Origin of the sequence: Pseudomonas grandcourensis (assembly GCF_039909015.1) — a bacterium.
GTDB classification, from domain to species: domain Bacteria; phylum Pseudomonadota; class Gammaproteobacteria; order Pseudomonadales; family Pseudomonadaceae; genus Aquipseudomonas; species Aquipseudomonas grandcourensis.
Map to the genome: position 1 here is coordinate 3966164 of NZ_CP150919.1, position 15909 is coordinate 3982072.

General features: G+C 58.9%; 14 protein-coding genes and 1 pseudogene. 9 read left to right on the forward strand and 6 right to left on the reverse strand.

From position 1 onward, the window contains the following. Window positions 1-79 precede the first annotated feature (79 nt). From AABM52_RS17650 to AABM52_RS17675, 6 genes are all read left to right on the forward strand, one after another. On the forward strand, window positions 80-295 hold the full coding sequence (locus AABM52_RS17650; protein ID WP_347912648.1) for a hypothetical protein: 216 nt from the start codon (window positions 80-82) through the stop codon (window positions 293-295). Between the two features lie 117 nt (window positions 296-412). Next, the gene (locus AABM52_RS17655; RefSeq protein ID WP_347912649.1) at window positions 413-1930 is read left to right on the forward strand and encodes a TolC family protein; all 1518 of its coding nucleotides are present in this window, start codon (window positions 413-415) and stop codon (window positions 1928-1930) included. A 30-nt stretch (window positions 1931-1960) separates the two neighbouring features. Further along, window positions 1961-3073, forward strand: a complete 1113-nt coding sequence (locus tag AABM52_RS17660) for an efflux RND transporter periplasmic adaptor subunit (RefSeq protein WP_347907198.1) — start codon at window positions 1961-1963, stop codon at window positions 3071-3073. Beyond that, complete coding sequence (locus tag AABM52_RS17665) at window positions 3070-6168, forward strand: efflux RND transporter permease subunit (RefSeq protein ID WP_347907199.1); 3099 nt, start codon at window positions 3070-3072, stop codon at window positions 6166-6168. The genes AABM52_RS17660 and AABM52_RS17665 overlap by 4 nt, the downstream gene beginning before the upstream one ends. Before the next feature lie 326 nt (window positions 6169-6494). Then, the gene (locus AABM52_RS17670; protein WP_347907200.1) at window positions 6495-6785 is read left to right on the forward strand and encodes a hypothetical protein; all 291 of its coding nucleotides are present in this window, start codon (window positions 6495-6497) and stop codon (window positions 6783-6785) included. 133 nt (window positions 6786-6918) lie between these two features. Beyond that, window positions 6919-7479, forward strand: a complete 561-nt coding sequence (locus AABM52_RS17675) for a magnesium transporter (protein WP_347907201.1) — start codon at window positions 6919-6921, stop codon at window positions 7477-7479. Window positions 7480-7512: 33 nt separating this feature from the next. On the opposite strand, the gene AABM52_RS17680 is transcribed toward AABM52_RS17675, so the two are convergent. The 5 genes from AABM52_RS17680 to AABM52_RS17700 are packed head-to-tail and all read right to left on the reverse strand — an operon-like array spanning window position 7513 to window position 12562. Continuing rightward, complete coding sequence (locus AABM52_RS17680) at window positions 7513-7830, reverse strand: cytochrome C oxidase subunit IV family protein (RefSeq protein ID WP_347907202.1); 318 nt, start codon at window positions 7828-7830, stop codon at window positions 7513-7515. Between the two features lie 13 nt (window positions 7831-7843). Continuing rightward, window positions 7844-8569, reverse strand: a complete 726-nt coding sequence (locus AABM52_RS17685; protein ID WP_347907204.1) for a heme-copper oxidase subunit III family protein — start codon at window positions 8567-8569, stop codon at window positions 7844-7846. Window positions 8570-8575: 6 nt separating this feature from the next. Continuing rightward, on the reverse strand, window positions 8576-9268 hold the full coding sequence (locus AABM52_RS17690) for a cytochrome c oxidase subunit 3 (RefSeq protein WP_347907205.1): 693 nt from the start codon (window positions 9266-9268) through the stop codon (window positions 8576-8578). Then, on the reverse strand, window positions 9265-11040 hold the full coding sequence (gene ctaD, locus AABM52_RS17695; protein WP_347912650.1) for a cytochrome c oxidase subunit I: 1776 nt from the start codon (window positions 11038-11040) through the stop codon (window positions 9265-9267). Before ctaD ends, AABM52_RS17690 begins: the two co-directional genes overlap by 4 nt. 49 nt (window positions 11041-11089) lie before the next feature. Next, on the reverse strand, window positions 11090-12562 hold the full coding sequence (locus tag AABM52_RS17700; protein WP_347907206.1) for a cytochrome c oxidase subunit II: 1473 nt from the start codon (window positions 12560-12562) through the stop codon (window positions 11090-11092). Window positions 12563-12877: 315 nt separating this feature from the next. On the opposite strand from AABM52_RS17700, the gene AABM52_RS17705 reads away from it, so the two are divergent. Next, window positions 12878-13216 (forward strand): hypothetical protein, encoded by a 339-nt coding sequence (locus AABM52_RS17705; protein WP_347907207.1) that lies wholly within the window; start codon window positions 12878-12880, stop codon window positions 13214-13216. A 546-nt stretch (window positions 13217-13762) separates the two neighbouring features. Beyond that, window positions 13763-13918: a hypothetical protein gene (locus tag AABM52_RS17710; RefSeq protein WP_347907208.1), complete on the forward strand. Its 156-nt coding sequence runs from the start codon at window positions 13763-13765 to the stop codon at window positions 13916-13918. Window positions 13919-14227: 309 nt separating this feature from the next. On the opposite strand, the pseudogene AABM52_RS17715 reads toward AABM52_RS17710, so the two are convergent. Then, a pseudogene (locus AABM52_RS17715) lies at window positions 14228-14350 on the reverse strand (quinone oxidoreductase); the annotation flags it as partial. A 407-nt stretch (window positions 14351-14757) separates the two neighbouring features. Here AABM52_RS17715 and AABM52_RS17720 point away from each other — a divergent pair. After that, entirely contained in the window at window positions 14758-15789 is a 1032-nt protein-coding gene (locus tag AABM52_RS17720; RefSeq protein ID WP_347907140.1) for an IS110 family transposase, read from the forward strand. Window positions 15790-15909 lie beyond the last annotated feature (120 nt).

The following is a 15909-nucleotide window of genomic DNA, read 5'->3' on the forward strand; positions in this document are numbered from 1 at the left end:
AGTCTGACCTTTCGCTTACGACTCGACCCAGGGGGGCAGCTTACGCTGTCGTCGAACTTTCTTGCCCCCCTGGTCTGCGATGATCCTGAACCCTGAATCCAAATACCCGAGCCGCCGCTCGTACGTAGTGAAGCTGCGTAGCGACGCCGCGCCGGGGGCCCTGGTGGGCCGCCTCGAAAACCTGGTCACCGGACGACAGCGCGAGTTTTCGTCAGCCGAAGAGCTGCTGGAGTCGATTGCCTCGGACCTCGCGTTGCCAGCCGGCGAGCACGCGGCAGATGCCGACGGCGAGTGACGTCTCCCACATGAATGTGCGCTCGATATGGCGACCGAACGGCGACGCTTCGCTGACGACTTCGTGCACGCCGGGCCATACGCTGATGCCATCTCGAATCCACACGAGTCCAATGCTATGCCGCGACTTCCAGTTTCCTTTCCTCTGCCCCTTCACACCGCTCGGACAACCTTGAAACGGGCCGAGCGCCCGGCCGGGCTCGCCGTTGCGGCCGCCCTTGCCACTTCGATCGCCCTCGCCCTGTCCGGTTGCTCCACACCGGTCGTCAAGCCGTCGGTCGACCTGCCGAGCAACTTCGCTGCGAGCACGGCCTCTGAGATGGAACCCGAAGCGGCGTGGTGGGAGGTCTACCACAACCCGGTGCTGTCGGATTTGGTGCGCCGAGCCGCGCGTGAGAACCGCGACGTCAAGATTGCCGCCGAGCGCTTGCGTGCCGCGCGTGCCGGAGAAACCGTCAGCCAGTCCTGGCTGCTCCCGAGCGTCGGTGCATCTGTCTCCGGCAGCGATCGCAGCAGCGGCTACAACTCGGCCACGAAACAGGGTTATCCGGATACCAAGACCACCAGCGTGGGTCTGGACGTCTCTTGGGAACTCGACCTGAGCGGCCGACTGCGAGCCGGTGCAGCGGCGGCTGACGCCGATGCGCTAGCCGCGGAACACAGCATGCGGGGAGTGCGCCTGCTGGTGATGAGCGACGTCGTCAGCAACTATTTCACACTGGTCGGTGCACAGCGCCAAGTCGCAACGCTACGCGCTATCTCGGCGATGCAGGACGAAACGCTGCGTCTGGTGACCGCACGTCAACAGGTGGGGCTGGCATCCGCCTTTGACGTCGAACGCGCGCAGACCGACGCCTTGTCGGCGCGGGCGCAGATTCCGCCGCTGGAAACCCAAGTGGCGGTGGCACGTCACCGTATCGCAGTGCTGATCGCAGACCAGTCTTTCAACACCACAAATATCCAGCCTTCAAGCGGTGATTTGATCGACGTGCCTGAGGCCAAGCCCGGCCAGCCCGCCGAGTTGCTGCAACGGCGACCTGACGTATTGGCGCTGATGGCACAACTCGACGCCGCCAATGCTCGTCGCCAGCAAGCGAGAGCGGAGTGGTTCCCGCAACTCTTTCTCGGTGCGTCCTTCGGCCGCCAGGGTCTCAACCTGAACGGTGCCGATCTCGGCGCTGCACGCTTCACCAACGTCGCGGGCCTGCTGGCGATGCCGCTCTTCAACGCCGGGCGTACGCAAGCAATCAACGAAGCGGCCGAAAGTGCTCAACAAGAGGCGCTGCTGCGCGCGGAAGACGGCATCGTACGGGCGCTCGAGGATGTGGAAAACGCCCTCGTCACGCTTGCGCAGGAACGCCGCCGCTCGGGGTCGCTGCAATTAGCCGCCGCGTCCGCGGAGGCTGCGCAGAACCGCGCCCAGTCGCTGTATAACCGCGGGCAAATCGACCTGTTGCCACTACTGGATTCGCAGCGGGCGCGCCTGGCGGCACGCCTGAATTCCAATGAAAGCAACACCCGCCTGCTGCTCGATAGCGTACAGCTCTATAAGTCACTGGGCGGGGGCTGGCAGGTGTTCGAACAACCTTCCAACCCGACCGCATCCGCCAAAGCCGACCGGCCACCACTTTCCTAAGAATCTGTCGTTTTCCAAAGAGGAACCGTCTTGAAGAATTCCCTTACTGCGGTCGGCGCCCTGGCCGTCGCCGTCATGCTGTCCGCGTGTAGCCCCGACCAGCCCATCGTGCAGGCACCACGACCGGTACGCACCGTTGAAATCAGCTACGACAATGCCCGCGACATCAGTCGCTACGTGGGTACCGTACAATCGCGACATGAAGTCGAACAAGCCTTCCGCGTGGGCGGCAAGGTCGCCCAGCGCAAGGTCGAGGTAGGCCAGTTCGTGCGCGAAGGCGACATACTGGCTGTGCTGGATGACAGCGACTACCGCCTCGCCGAGGAAGCGTCGCAACAACAGTGGGCGGTTGCCGTCGAGCAGACGCGCCAGGCCGACTCGGACCGCCAGCGCCTGACCGACCTGAAGGCTGACGGCTCGGTCAGTGCGGCCGACGCCGAGCGCGCGCATACCAATGCCCAAACCGCGCATGCAACCGCCGAGGCCGAGGCGCGAAAGCTCGAACTCGCGCGTAACCGGCTCAAGTACACCATGCTGCGCGCCTCCCGTAGCGGCGTCGTCACGGCGGTGCGCTTTGAGGCCGGGCAGGTCGTACCGGAGGGGCAACCGGTTGTCTCGATCGCGAACCCGGATGAAGCCGAGATCGTCATAGACGTGCCCGAGGATCAGCTAGCCGTCTTCAAGGACGCGCGTTTCAAGGCCTCGCTGGCCAGTGCGCCTAACGAGACCTTCGATGTCACGCTGCGCGAGCTATCGCCGCAGGCTGCGGCGCAGACGCGCACCTATCGCGCGCGGCTTAAGCCAATGCAGGCGCTGCCGCTGGGCGCCACCTCCACGGTGATGGCCGAGCGAGTCATGACAAGTGTCTCTGTGGCGGCAGTGCCGGCCACGGCATTGACGCAGAGCGGCGGTCAGCCGGCGTTGTGGGTGGTCACGCCTACGGGCAAGGACCCGGTAGGCATCGTCGATCTGGAGCGTGTGGCAGTTTGGGGTTACCGCAATGACGAGGTGCTCGTCTCCGGGCCGCAGGCTGGCGTATTGGTCATCACCGCCGGTGTCCAGAAGATGACGTCCGGACTGAAGGTCGCGCTCCCCGGTGCGACGATCGCTGACACGAATACCACGCAGCAGGCCGCCCAATGAACAACTTCAACCTCACCGACTGGGCGCTGCGCCATCGCGCCATCGTTCTGTTCATGCTCCTCATTGTCGCGGCGGCCGGCGCCTTCAGCTTCACCCGGCTCGGTCAGCTCGAGGATCCGAACTTTTCCGTGCCTTCCATGACCGCCATGGTCATCTGGCCGGGCGCCACCGCCCAGCAGTTGCAGGACCAGGTCCTCAACCGCATGGAGAAGAAATTCGAGCAGATCGACAACTTCGAGAAAGTGGTCACCTACGCGCGGCAAGGCTACGCTGGCATGACGCTCACCGTGCGCGGCGGCACCTCCAAGGCTGACCAGCGCGAGGCTTGGTACCAGGCGCGCAAAAAACTCAACGACCTGAGCCTCGAGATGCCTGAAGGCGTGATCGGCCCGATCCTGAACGACGAGTACGGCGACGTGTACGGCCTGATGTACGCCGTCAAGGGCGACGGCGTCGGCCACGCCGACCTGTCGGACGCGGCCGAGGACATCAAGCGCCAGATGCTGAAGGTGCCGATGGTCAAAAAGATTGATGTCATCGGCAAGCAGGCCAAGCGTGTCTACGTCGAGTTCTCGCACGAACGTCTGGCAGCGCTGGGCATTACACCGTTGGCCATCGCCGAAAGCCTCAAGAGCCAGAACGCCCTGTTGCCCGCAGGCCAGATCGACACCCGCGGTGACCGCGTCATGGTGCGCGTAAGCGGCCAGTTCACCAGCGACGAGGCTATCCGCAATGTGCCCATCGCCGCGGGCGGCCGGCTGATCAAGCTCGGCGACATTGCGACCGTTACCCGTGGCTTTGAGGATCCGCCGACCTACACGGTGCGCCACAACGGCCAGCCAGTGCTGATGCTCGGCATCACGATGACCAGCGACGGCAACATCGTGGACCTTGGCAAGGCGATGGACACGGCAGTCGCCAAGATCCAGTCGGAACTTGCGCACGGCGTGGAGTTGGAGCTCGTGGCCGACCAACCCACCACGGTGAAGGACGCTATTCACGACTTCGCGCACGCGCTGGCCGAGGCGCTGATCATCGTGATCGCGGTGAGCCTGGCCAGCCTGGGATGGCGCGCCGGTCTCGTTGTCGCGACCACGGTTCCACTGGTGCTGGGCGGCGTGGCGCTGCTGATGCTGGCGATGGGCTGGAACCTCGAGCGCATCTCGCTCGGCTCACTGATTATCGCCTTGGGACTGCTGGTGGATGACGCCATCATCGCCATCGAGATGATGGTGGCGAAGATGGAAACCGGCATGGACCGTGTGAAGGCAGCCGCCTTCTCCTATCAGTCTACTGCCATGCCGCGCCTGACCGGTGCGCTGATCACCGTCGTGGGCTTCCTGCCGATCGGCCTCTCGAAGTCCACCACCGGCGAGTACGCGGGTGGAATCTTCTGGATCGTCGGCGCCGCGGTGCTGTTTTCGTGGATCTGCTCCGGCATCTTCACGCCGTACCTGGCGGTCAAGATGCTGCCCAACGACCTGGGCACGCACCAGCACGCTGATCCGTACGACACCAAGTTCTACCGCAGCCTGCGCCGCCTGATCGACACCGCCATCGAGCGCCGCTGGGTGGTCATCGGTGCGACCGTGGGCGCTCTGGTACTTGCTCTGGCTTGTATCAAGCTGGTGCCGCAGCAATTTTTCCCCAACAGTTCGCGTCCTGAACTGGTCATTGACCTGCGCGTCAAGGAAGGCTCCTCGTTCGCCGCGACGACCGAGCAGGTCAAGCACATGGAGGAGATTCTGGCGAAGGACGAGGACGTGCGTTTCTTTACCGCCTACACCGGCGCCGGCGCACCGCGCTTCTATCTCTCGCTCAACCCCGAGCTGCCGAATCCTGGCTTTGCCCAGTTCGTTGTGATGACCAAGGACCTGGATGCACGCGAGCGAGTACGTGCGCGGCTGGTGGCCTCGGCTGACCAACAATTCCCACAGGCGTGGGTGCGCGTGACCCGCCTCGAGTTGGGGCCACCTGTCGGCTACCCGGTGCAGTTCCGCGTCGTAGGCCCCGATACCCAAGTGGTGCGCAAGATCGCCCGCGACGTGGAGAAGGTGGTTGCGTCCAACCAAAAGGTGCGTGACCTCCAGCTCGACTGGAACGACCCGGTGCGTACGCTGAAAGTGGAACTTGATCAGGACAAGGCAAGCGCACTTGGCCTTACACCGGCCGACGTGTCGTTGGCGACCCAGACCGTGATGAACGGCGCAACCTTGTCGCAGCTGCGTGAGCGCGAGGACCTGATCGACATCGTGGCCCGTGCCGTGCCAGAGGAACGTTTGAACCTCGACACACTGAAAGACATCAACCTCTACACGCGCCAAGGCACAGTGGTGCCGCTGTCGCAGGTCGCACAGGTGCGCTCTGAACTGGAAGAGCCAGTGCTGTGGCGCCGTAACCGCGATATGGCGATCACGGTGCGTGCCGATGTGAGGGATGGAGAGCAAGGTGTATCGGTGACGCAGGAGATCCAGCCGCTGCTCAAGGATATCGAAGCGAAGTTGCCGTCGGGCTACCGCATCGACGTGGGCGGCGCGGTGGAGGAAAGTGACAAGGCCAACAAGGCGCTGCTGGCTGTGGCCCCGCTGATGATGGTCACTATTCTTCTGCTGTTGATGCTGCAACTGCAGAACTTCTCCCGCATGTGGATGGTGGTGCTGACCGCGCCGCTGGGCCTGATCGGCGTGGTGCCGGCGCTTTTGGTGTTCCAGTCGCCACTGGGTTTCGTTGCGATCCTGGGGATCATCGCACTGGGTGGCATGATCATGCGCAACGCGGTGATCCTGATCGATCAGGTTCAAATCGAGATCACCGAAGGGCGCGACCCCTGGAGTGCTGTGCTGGATGCGGCCATTCACCGGGCTCGTCCGGTGATGCTGACGGCGCTGGCTACCGTCCTCGCCATGATCCCGCTAACGCGCAGTGTGTTCTGGGGGCCTATGGCAATAGCGATCATGGGCGGCCTGACCGTCGCGACGCTGCTGACGATTTTCTTCGTCCCGGCGTTATACGCCGCGTGGTTCAAGGTGGGTCGCCAGACGGCCACTGGCACCCAACAGGTGATGGGGGACGCCGCGCTCGCTTCTGGGGGATGAGTGCCGTGGCACTGTGCTCCCGACCTCACCGCTATTGGAAAGGCTTGCTCAGCGCCGTTTATGAAAACAACCGAGGTCTGCCGCGAGGCTCTGCGAACGTTACGCTCTTTCGCCCCCTCGCGGCTCACAGGAAATGCTGATGGCCAAAGGAGCTGCTTAGGACAGACTGCTATCGGCCAAAAATAGCCGGTGGTCGTTGCATTACGATTGTCGCCGGCGTTTGGCTAAGCTTAAGAAATCAGGGCGAACCGAAACCTTAAGTGATATAGGCCATCAACGGTTCTGGATTGGCATCAAGGCAGGCGGCACTCCCAAGGGAGACGACTATGTATGCGGTGATAAGAACTTACCTGGGTACTGGAGCAAAGCAGCTTTTCGAGCTGATGGAAGAGCGCAAGGTCGACATCGAAGCTACCTTGCGGACAGTGCCAGGCCTCGTAAGCTACACGCTGTTGAATACGGGTGATGGTGGCACGGCGGTGACTGTTTGCACGGACAAGGCCGGCAGCGATGCGAGTCTGAAAGTCGCTCGTGAATGGGTTCATAAAAATGCATCGAATATCCACGCGAACCCGCCAATCGTGACGGAAGGTCCGGTCATTGTGCAGATCAACTAGCGACCGGTATGCAGGATGGCGAGTGCTATACTTTTTTCAAATTGCACCGGGTGTGCAACGTTCCCCAGAGTACAACTACCAACTGCTGCCGGACAGAGGAGGTCTACAGCTAACCCGAGACGGGAGGTGTGGCATGAACCGGCACTATTACATCAGTGACAATCTCAACGATCTTGAAAACGTTGAATATGAATTGGAAGCCAGCGGCATCAATTCCGAACAGATTCATGTACTCAGTGAAAAAGTTGCTGATGTAGAAGAACATCACCTCCACGAGATCAGTTCACTAATGGAACAGGATGCTGTTCACTCTGGTGAGATTGGAGCGGTGATCGGTGTGCCACTCGCGGCGTTGGTCCTGCTTGGCGCCTATTGGATGGGTTGGACCGAATCCCCCGCAGGCTGGATGCCCTTTATCTTCCTCGCCATTGTTGTATTGGGCTTCTGCATCTGGGAAGGCGGGTTTTTCGGGTTCCAGGTGCCGAACACTCACTTCCGCAATTTCAAACAAGCAGTAAAAGAAGGCAAACATATCTTCTTCGTGGATGTTGAACCGAATCAGGAATCGGTACTGGACCAGGTAATCAATCAGCATCCGAAGCTGAAGATCGCCGGCACAGGAGCGGCAGCCCCGCACTGGACAGTGGCCTGGCAGCACAAATGGCATCAGTTCAAGCGAGTGATATCGGGTTAGCGCCTGGAGACTCAAGGCCATCCGAAAAGCTGCTTAATGGCCAAAGAAAATGACCCGACTGAGGAAGACATAGTCTGCCTCGGTGGCCATCAGCCCGATGAGCACCAGTAAACACAAAGGTGGCACCAATATGGCGTAGACCATGGCCAGGCGCTCCCATGCCATATGCATGAAGATGGAGACAATCAAACCTGCCTTCAACAACATGAAAGTGATAATCAGGGACCAGCGAAGATAGCCATGGAAGTGGAAATAGTCGACAAGGTACGACAGCGTGCTGAGGACGAATAACAGCCCCCAGATCTTAAGGTACAAACTGATTGGATGTTGCTGACCCTGAGCATGTGCCATCACCCGTGCTCCTCTACCATAAATAGAAGAATGCAAAAATAAATACCCACACCAGATCCACGAAGTGCCAGTAAAGCCCGGCTATCTCGACGTTCTGATAGTTTCCGGAGCGCTCATAATCTCCGCGCCTTACTTTCAGCGCCACAATGCTGAGGTAAAGGGCGCCGATTGACACATGCAGTCCGTGAAAACCGGTAATCATGAAAAAGCAGGCGCCAAATTGCGCCGCCCCCATGGGGTTCCCCCACGGACGCACCCCTTCTGCGATGAGCTTGCTCCATTCGAATGCCTGCATGCTGACGAAAGTCACCCCCAGGGCAGCGGTCGCCAGCATCAGGGCCGTGGTTTTCGCGCGATCACGGCGATAGGCGAAATTGACGGCCATGGCCATGGTGCCGCTGCTGCTGATCAGCACAAAGGTCATGATGGCGATAAGGATAAGGGGGATTTCCCTGCCGCCGATCGTCAATGCGAACACTTCACTGGGGTTCGGCCAGGCGCTGGTGATGGTCATGCGTACCGACATGTAGCCGGTCAGAAAACAGGTGAATATAAACGTATCGCTGAGCAGGAAAATCCACATCATCGCCTTGCCCCAAGGCACCTGCTTGAAGGCCTCTTTATCCGAGGACCAATCGCTGGCGATACCCTGCCATCCCGGTGCTGGCGGCAAGCCTGGTGAATTGGATGAACTGATCTCGGCTTGGGCTTGGGCTTGGACTTGTGGGTGCAATGCCATGGCTGTTCACCTCAGGCCGCAGAATCTGGCGATGGCTTCATAGGTTTGTGGTGTGCTGGCCAGTAGCGCGAACAGCACGAACCAAAGGCCCAGCAAGTAATGCCAATAGATGGCACAGAGCTCTACGCTGGCGCTGAGTTGCGGCAGTGGCACATGACGCAGGAACTTAGCGACGATCCAGCACCACGCGATCAGCCCGCCCAACAGGTGGAGCCCATGCAGGCCGGTCAACAGGTAGAAGAAACTGTTGGCCGGATTGCTGGCGACAAAGTAGCCCCAGGCGACAAACTGCTGCCAGACCCAGAATTGCCCCGCCAGAAAGGCAATGGCAAAGACACCCCCCAATGCAAAACCAATGACCGTTGCGCCCAGCCGAGCCTTTCGGGCGGCCATGCGCGAGCACTGCAGTGCGATGCAACTCAATACCAGAAAAGCCGAATTCAACCAGAGCGGCCGGAGATTGCCTAACGGCGCCAAAGGCTCTGTCAGGGGTAGCCAGTCGGCCATCTGTGAACGGGCGACAAAGGCGATCAGGAAGAGGAAAAACAGCGAACTCACCACCACCAGAAACAAGCGCAGGCCTAGCCTTGCGGTTTGCCTTCTGACGGCATCCTCGGCGGCCCGAACACCCTCAGGGTCGCGACTCCAGCTGCCGCCGGGGTCAGCGCCGTCGACGTTTCTCAATAGCAGCCTGTTCATGTCTTGACGTCCGCTATTTTAGTTCCGGCACCGAGTTGCCGCATCTGCTCCAGCTCCTCGGCGGAGACCGTTTGCGGCACGAAATCCTGCTCGATCCCCGGCACACTGTAGTCATAGGCCCAGCGATGCACGACCGGCAACTTCTCTCCCCAGTTACCGTGTTTCGGCGGGGTGTCCGGCGTTTGCCACTCCAGGCTGGCCGCGCCCCAGGGATTGCTGCCTGCCGGCTTGCCCTTGAATACACTCCAGGACAGGTTGAACAGGAACAGCAACTGGGAAACGCCGACCGTCAATGCGACCACCGTAATGAAGGCATTCAAGTCCTGCGCGGATTGCGGGATGAACGCGTAGTTTTCGTAGGCGTAGTAGCGACGAGGCATGCCCTGGAAACCCAGGTAGTGCATGGGGAAGAAGATGGCGTAGGTGCCCAGAAAGGTAATCCAGAAATGCAGCTTGCCCAGGGTGTCGTTCCACATGCGCCCGGTGATTTTCGGGAACCAGTGATAAATGCCGCCGAACACTACCAGTACCGGGGCGACCCCCATGACCATGTGAAAATGGGCCACGACGAAATAGGTGTCCGAGAGCGGAATATCCACGATCACATTGCCGAGAAACAACCCGGTCAGACCGCCGACCAGGAAGGTGACGATAAAGGCCAGGGCAAACAGCATCGGCACGGTCAGGTGGATGTCGCCCTGCCACAGGGTCAGCACCCAGTTGTAGACTTTCAGCGCGGTCGGCACCGCGATGATCAAGGTGGTGACGGCGAAGAAAAAGCCGAAGTACGGGTTCATTCCGCTGACATACATATGGTGCGCCCAGACCACAAAGCTGAGTACGCCAATCGCAATAATGGCCCACACCATCATTCGGTAGCCGAAGATGTTTTTACGCGCATGGGTACTGATCAAGTCGGAGACCAGGCCAAACGCAGGGAGAGCAACGATGTAGACCTCCGGGTGACCGAAGAACCAGAACAGGTGCTGGAACAATATCGGGCTGCCGCCCTGGTGATCGAGCTGCTGCCCCAGCGAGATCATCGCCGGCATGAAGAAGCTGGTGCCCAACAGCTTGTCGAACAGCATCATCACCGCACTGACAAACAACGCCGGGAAGGCCAGCAGGGCCATGATCGAGGCCATAAAGATGCCCCATACCGAGAGTGGCATGCGAAACAGGGTCATGCCGTGCGTGCGCGCCTGCAACACCGTGGTGACGTAGTTCAACCCGCCCATGGTGGCCGCGACAATGAAAATCGCCAGTGAGACGAGCATCAGGACAATGCCCCACTCGACCCCCGGTGTCCCCTGGGAAATGGACTGTGGTGGATAGAGCGTCCAGCCGGAACCTGTGGGGCCGCCTGGGACAAAAAAACTGCTGAGCAACACCAGTACCGCGACCAGGTAAAACCAGTAGCTGAGCATGTTGACGTAGGGGAAGACCATGTCGCGGGCGCCCACCATCAGCGGGATCAGATAGTTGCCGAAGCCGCCCAGAAACAAGGCCGTGAGCAAGTAAATGACCATGATCATGCCGTGCATGGTCATCGCCTGATAGTAAGTACTGGCGTCCATGAACGCCAAACTGCCGGGGAAGCCTATCTGCATGCGCATCAAGCCGGACAACACCAAAGCGATAAGACCCACGAAGATGGCCGTCAACGAATATTGAATGGCTATGACCTTGTGGTCCTGACTCCAGATGTATTTGGTCAGGAAACTTTTGGGCTCGTGCAGTGCTTCTGTTTCGGCTTGCTCCGCATAGGCCATCACGTCATCCTCCTGCCGAAGTTTCAGTGTCTTCCTGGCTGCTTTACGGCTACTTCCCTGGCTCCGCCTTGTTCGCGTCAGCGTCAGCATTCGCTTTGGACTTGATGAAAGCGATCAGTGCATCCAGCTCCTTGTCACTCGGGGCCAGGGTCGGCATGACGGCGGCATAGCCCTTGACGATTTTGGCATTGGGATGAAGAACCGAATCTCTGATATAGCTCTCATCGACCTTTACGCTCGTATCGTCGGCAAAGGTTTCCGTCTTGCCATACAGGCCCAGCCAGCTGGGGCCGACGCCCTTGTTGCCATCGACACTGTGGCAGGCCAGACAGCCGAGCGACCCGGCCAGTCGCTGTCCCTGCGCCACCAGATCTTCACCCGGGCTCGACGCTTCGCCGGTCGAAGGTTCATCGACTTGCCCCGCAGCACCCAGTGATTTGATCAAGGCGATGACAGCGCCCAGTTCATCGTCCTTGAGAGTATAGGCCACCATGACCGGCGGGTAGCCCTGTACCAGTCGGGCCTTCGGATCGAGAATCGACTCTTTCAGGTAGGCCTCGTCGACCTGCACACGGGTGCCATCGGCAAGCTGTTCAGTGCGGCCGTACAGCCCCTTCCATCCCGGGCCAAGACTGGCACCGCCATCCTGGCTATGGCAGGCCTTGCAGCCGAGTTGTTCGACCAACTGGCGGCCTTTTTCCAGCACGCTGTCTCGACCGGGTTTGGCAGCCGTCGTCAATGTCTGCGCAAAAGTCGGCTGTTCTTTGAGCCATTGATCGAAGACGCCCTGCTCTTCCACGATCATATGGCCGCGCATGTTGTAATGCCCTACGCCACAATACTCAGCGCAAAGGACTTCGTATTTTCCGGTTTTAGTCGGCGTAAACCAGAAGTACGACACCATTCCCGGCACCATATCCATCTTGCTGCGAATTTGCGGTACATAGAAATCGTGCAGGACATCTTTAGCGCGCAGCAAGACTTTCACCGGCCGATCGAGCGGAAGGCGAACTTCATTATTCATGACAAGCACATCGTCCTGCCCTGCAGGATCCTTGGGATCAACACCGAGGGGATTGGCGGAATCGACAAACCTGATATCCGACTTGCCCAACTTCCCGTCCTGGCCGGGAAAACGAAAGGCCCACTGCCACTGCTGGGCGATGACTTCAAGTTCGTAAGCCTCTTTCGGCACCCGGACGAAGTCGTTGTAGACAACCAGGCCTGGCGCCAACATCCCGGCAATGCCTATCGAGGTAACGATAATCAACCACAGTTCCAGCTTTTTGTTTTCTGGCTGGTAGGCCGCCCTGGAACCCTCCTTGTGACGATACCGCATCACCGCGACTGCCATGAATACCGTGATGGCAATGAAGAATATTCCGCTGATGATCAAGGTGATGAACAGGGTGGTGTCTATGGACCCCCAGTTGGATGCTGCCGGTGTCGCATGCCAAGGCGCTAGTATGTCGAATAGCACTGATGCAATAACGATTAGTATCAGGACAATTGCTATTGCCATTTCCTCTTCATCCTATTCCTGTTGTTCATTGGTTATGCAAAAGCATCGCCACTGACGTCCAAGCAGGGCAGACAAATACCACCCGTCCGGGCGGCAAAGTCAGTAAGGAGTATAGAGCCATCGGTTTGTACCGTGAGGTTGGCAAAGGAGGTCCGGTTGCCGGCTATACTGAATTTTTGATGACGGACGGCAGAGATCGACCGGAAGCGGTCCCAAAGGACGAACCCTGCCCTTGTTTAGTCGTCAAACGTAAGTGATGACCTTGAGCAGGGACGATAGCTACACAGTCCAGCAATCCACATGGGAGGTTTCGTCATGAGTGCCCTGACGATCGAAGGCTGGTGCAAACCCAGCAGCGCCCAAAAGTCCACCCCGATGGGGGAAGTCCATTTCTATGTCGATGGACCTCTCCATGTCCGCCTGGAGCAGGCCGAAGAGCGCTTGCAGAAGACCCACGAGCCGGAAGCCATGGTCGATGTCGACATGGACTCGATGGATTTGATCATGCCCGAGGGATACGCCCCCTTGTCCGACTGCCAGATGCGCGTCTACCTGCAGCACGAACGCGGTCAGTTCCATCTGGTTGGACACCGAGCGAGTGACGGCAGTTTGATCTACACCAACGCGGTGTTGATTGATCAACTGCTTGAGTAACGGTTACGCAATTCCCGGCATCGGAGTTTCTCCGCGGGATAATGTGCGGTGCCGGAAACTCACCGGTCTTTTAAACAGAATTCACTGTGTTACTTCGACCGGTTGAAACTACAGACAGAAGCGGCCCTTCCCGTCCTGTTAAAACCACCGCGCCTCAGGGACAAGTAACCCCAACCAAAAGCGATCGGTGAAACAGGGCCGCTACTCTCTCCATAAATGGGGTACTACACCCACCCAACCAGGTGTTTGCCACCAAATTTGAGGAATATTCCCCCCTCCCCCTTTCTCTCGCTTGAAACCCTCGCAAACAGCTTGTTAATTCATTTGAGTTTTTTCTTCGCCCTATTGAAATGGCTCATTAGTTGCACCACCCCTGGTACCCGCAATAGCTGTCGTCCCCGACATCATGGAGACGGCGGGGCTCGCCAGATTCGGCATGACGCGAGGGGTGAAAAATGAAACGAGCGACACCACCCTGCAGCTCCATCGCCTTGTTGCCCAGGTCAAGCCTGTGGTGCGTGTTCCACGCAAAAGTGAGGATGGGTGATGGCTTCCACTAATAAATCAATTGCTCGAATCACCAAGCGACCGATGCCCCTTTATAAGCAGCTCGCTGAGTTGGGCCTGTTGTTTATCGCGTTGGTGATGACGCTGGTGTTGTCCGTTGTACTGGCGATGGAGTTCACCCTTGGAGTGTTTTGACGGATGCGTCTTTCACTCAAATGGCTTGATGATTGCGTGTTGTTCATGGGAGCGCCCGTTTTACCAGGCCCCATGTAAAGAAAGCGGTTATGGGAGGTGTGTCATGTGGAATCAGCCCCTGATGATTGTGGCGATCTACCTTGCCGTCACCCTCTGCATCGGCTGGATGTGGTCCGCAGCTATCCTGTATTGGCTGTGATCCAATGGAAGAAGTGAATCACCACCTGATTTTATAAACACACGCGAGCGGCAGCCATGTGTCGGTCAGGTGGGAACCGATGCTCAGCCTGTCAAATGGCCCATGGAGGCGTTGACGCCTGCAATCTCTTGCTCAAGCCAGACCTCGCCCAGGCCTGGCGTTTGCTCGCTCAGTGTCTCCAGGATCAATACTTCAGGGTTGCCGAACTGGTTAAACCGGATCGCAGATACCAGGGTCATTTCTCCATCAGTCAGAAGCCGTTATCAAATGAGTGGCCTCAGTGTGAGAACTGATCTGGCAATGAACAAGACAGATTGGTTGCAGGACATTAATGCACCGATTGCAGCAATTTAATCGCGAATAACAGGCGTTACTCTGTGGAGCCTGCGGGGTTCATTGTGATTATGGAGAAACCAAGGGTTGTAGCCGTGAGTCTGCCCTGGGTTGGTGGCTGCCTTTTGCGTGAGGCAACAGTCGGCCAATAGCGACCGTTCACAAATTACCGCTTTCGCCCCCTAACTGCGGTTCCCGGCAGGAAGATACCGGCCAGAAGCAATGGGATGGACTCCTCCTCACTTCGGCATCTTGAGTGCCAGACTGAAGGTGCAAACCACAGTCAACCGTGAGAAGGAGTCCACACATGAAGCTTATGCGCATTGGGGTCGACCTGGCCAAGAACGTGTTTCAGATCCACGGAGTGGATTGTCATGAACAACCAATCTGGCGGCAGTGCCTGCCGCGCGATCGCTGGCTGCAAACGGTGCTGGAGAAAATCGAACCCGGCTGTGAAATCGGTATGGAGAGTTGCGGTGGAGCCCATCATTGGGCGCGACAACTACAGGCACGCGGATTTCGGGTGAGGCTGATCGCGCCTCAGTTCGTCAAACCGTACGTCAAGAGCAACAAGAACGACGCCAACGATGCCGAAGCAATCTGTGAAGCCATGAGCCGCCCCAGCATGCGCTTCGTCGCCATCAAGACGATTGAGCAACAGGATATCCAGGCGACGCATCGCATCCGAGCCGGCTTGATCGAACAGCGGACGGCCAAAGCCAATCAGATCCGTGGGCTGGTTGCCGAGTACGGCCTCGTCGCTCCGAAAGAGTTACTGATGCTACGTCGTGCCATACCGTGCTGGTTGGAAGAGGCGGATAACGGTTTGACCGTACGCTTTCGTCATTTACTGGATGGCTTGTGGGGCGACCTTCGCACACTGGATGAACGCGTGGGCGAACTCGACAGCGAGATCTCGGCAATCGCGGCAAGTGAACCAACGGCCGTCCGCTTGCAGCAGCTACGCGGGGTCGGCCCGATGATAGCCACCGCACTCGTTGCTGCCATTGGTGATGCTCGACAGTTTGCCAATGGCCGGCAGTTAGCCGCCTCGCTAGGCCTGACGCCGAGGCAACACAGCTCCGGCGGTAAAGATCGACTGCTGGGCATCAGCAAACGTGGCGATGCTTATCTGCGAACGCTGATGATCCACGGTGCACGATCGGCACTACGCACGGCCAAATTCAAAGACGACCGGCTCAGCCAATGGGCCGTTCGTTTAGCCGAGCGCTCACATCCCAATGTGGCGGCTATTGCGCTCGCCAACAAAACTGCACGCATGGCTTGGGCGATGCTACGCAACGGCACTGATTACCAACCGGATCGGGCAGCGGCCTGACCCATTTATCCAAGGAGAAGCACCTCTACACCACGATTGCGAAGCAACCCGAACAATGGCAAACCGGTCGAACCGGCGTTGGCAAAACCCTCTAATGACCAGGTGCGTAAAGCACGTAGA

Bases quoted from the DNA above. Each gene is read 5' to 3' on its own strand.
- AABM52_RS17705 (WP_347907207.1), top strand. From the start codon at position 12,878: ATGAGTGCCCTGACGATCGAAGGCTGGTGCAAACCCAGCAGCGCCCAA.
- AABM52_RS17650 (WP_347912648.1), top strand. From the start codon at position 80: ATGATCCTGAACCCTGAATCCAAATACCCGAGCCGCCGCTCGTACGTA.
- AABM52_RS17670 (WP_347907200.1), top strand. From the start codon at position 6,495: ATGTATGCGGTGATAAGAACTTACCTGGGTACTGGAGCAAAGCAGCTT.
- AABM52_RS17710 (WP_347907208.1), top strand. From the start codon at position 13,763: ATGGCTTCCACTAATAAATCAATTGCTCGAATCACCAAGCGACCGATG.
- ctaD (WP_347912650.1), bottom strand. From the start codon at position 11,040: ATGGCCTATGCGGAGCAAGCCGAAACAGAAGCACTGCACGAGCCCAAA.
- AABM52_RS17665 (WP_347907199.1), top strand. From the start codon at position 3,070: ATGAACAACTTCAACCTCACCGACTGGGCGCTGCGCCATCGCGCCATC.
- AABM52_RS17720 (WP_347907140.1), top strand. From the start codon at position 14,758: ATGAAGCTTATGCGCATTGGGGTCGACCTGGCCAAGAACGTGTTTCAG.
- AABM52_RS17700 (WP_347907206.1), bottom strand. From the start codon at position 12,562: ATGGCAATAGCAATTGTCCTGATACTAATCGTTATTGCATCAGTGCTA.
- AABM52_RS17690 (WP_347907205.1), bottom strand. From the start codon at position 9,268: ATGAACAGGCTGCTATTGAGAAACGTCGACGGCGCTGACCCCGGCGGC.
- AABM52_RS17655 (WP_347912649.1), top strand. From the start codon at position 413: ATGCCGCGACTTCCAGTTTCCTTTCCTCTGCCCCTTCACACCGCTCGG.
- AABM52_RS17680 (WP_347907202.1), bottom strand. From the start codon at position 7,830: ATGGCACATGCTCAGGGTCAGCAACATCCAATCAGTTTGTACCTTAAG.
- AABM52_RS17675 (WP_347907201.1), top strand. From the start codon at position 6,919: ATGAACCGGCACTATTACATCAGTGACAATCTCAACGATCTTGAAAAC.
- AABM52_RS17685 (WP_347907204.1), bottom strand. From the start codon at position 8,569: ATGGCATTGCACCCACAAGTCCAAGCCCAAGCCCAAGCCGAGATCAGT.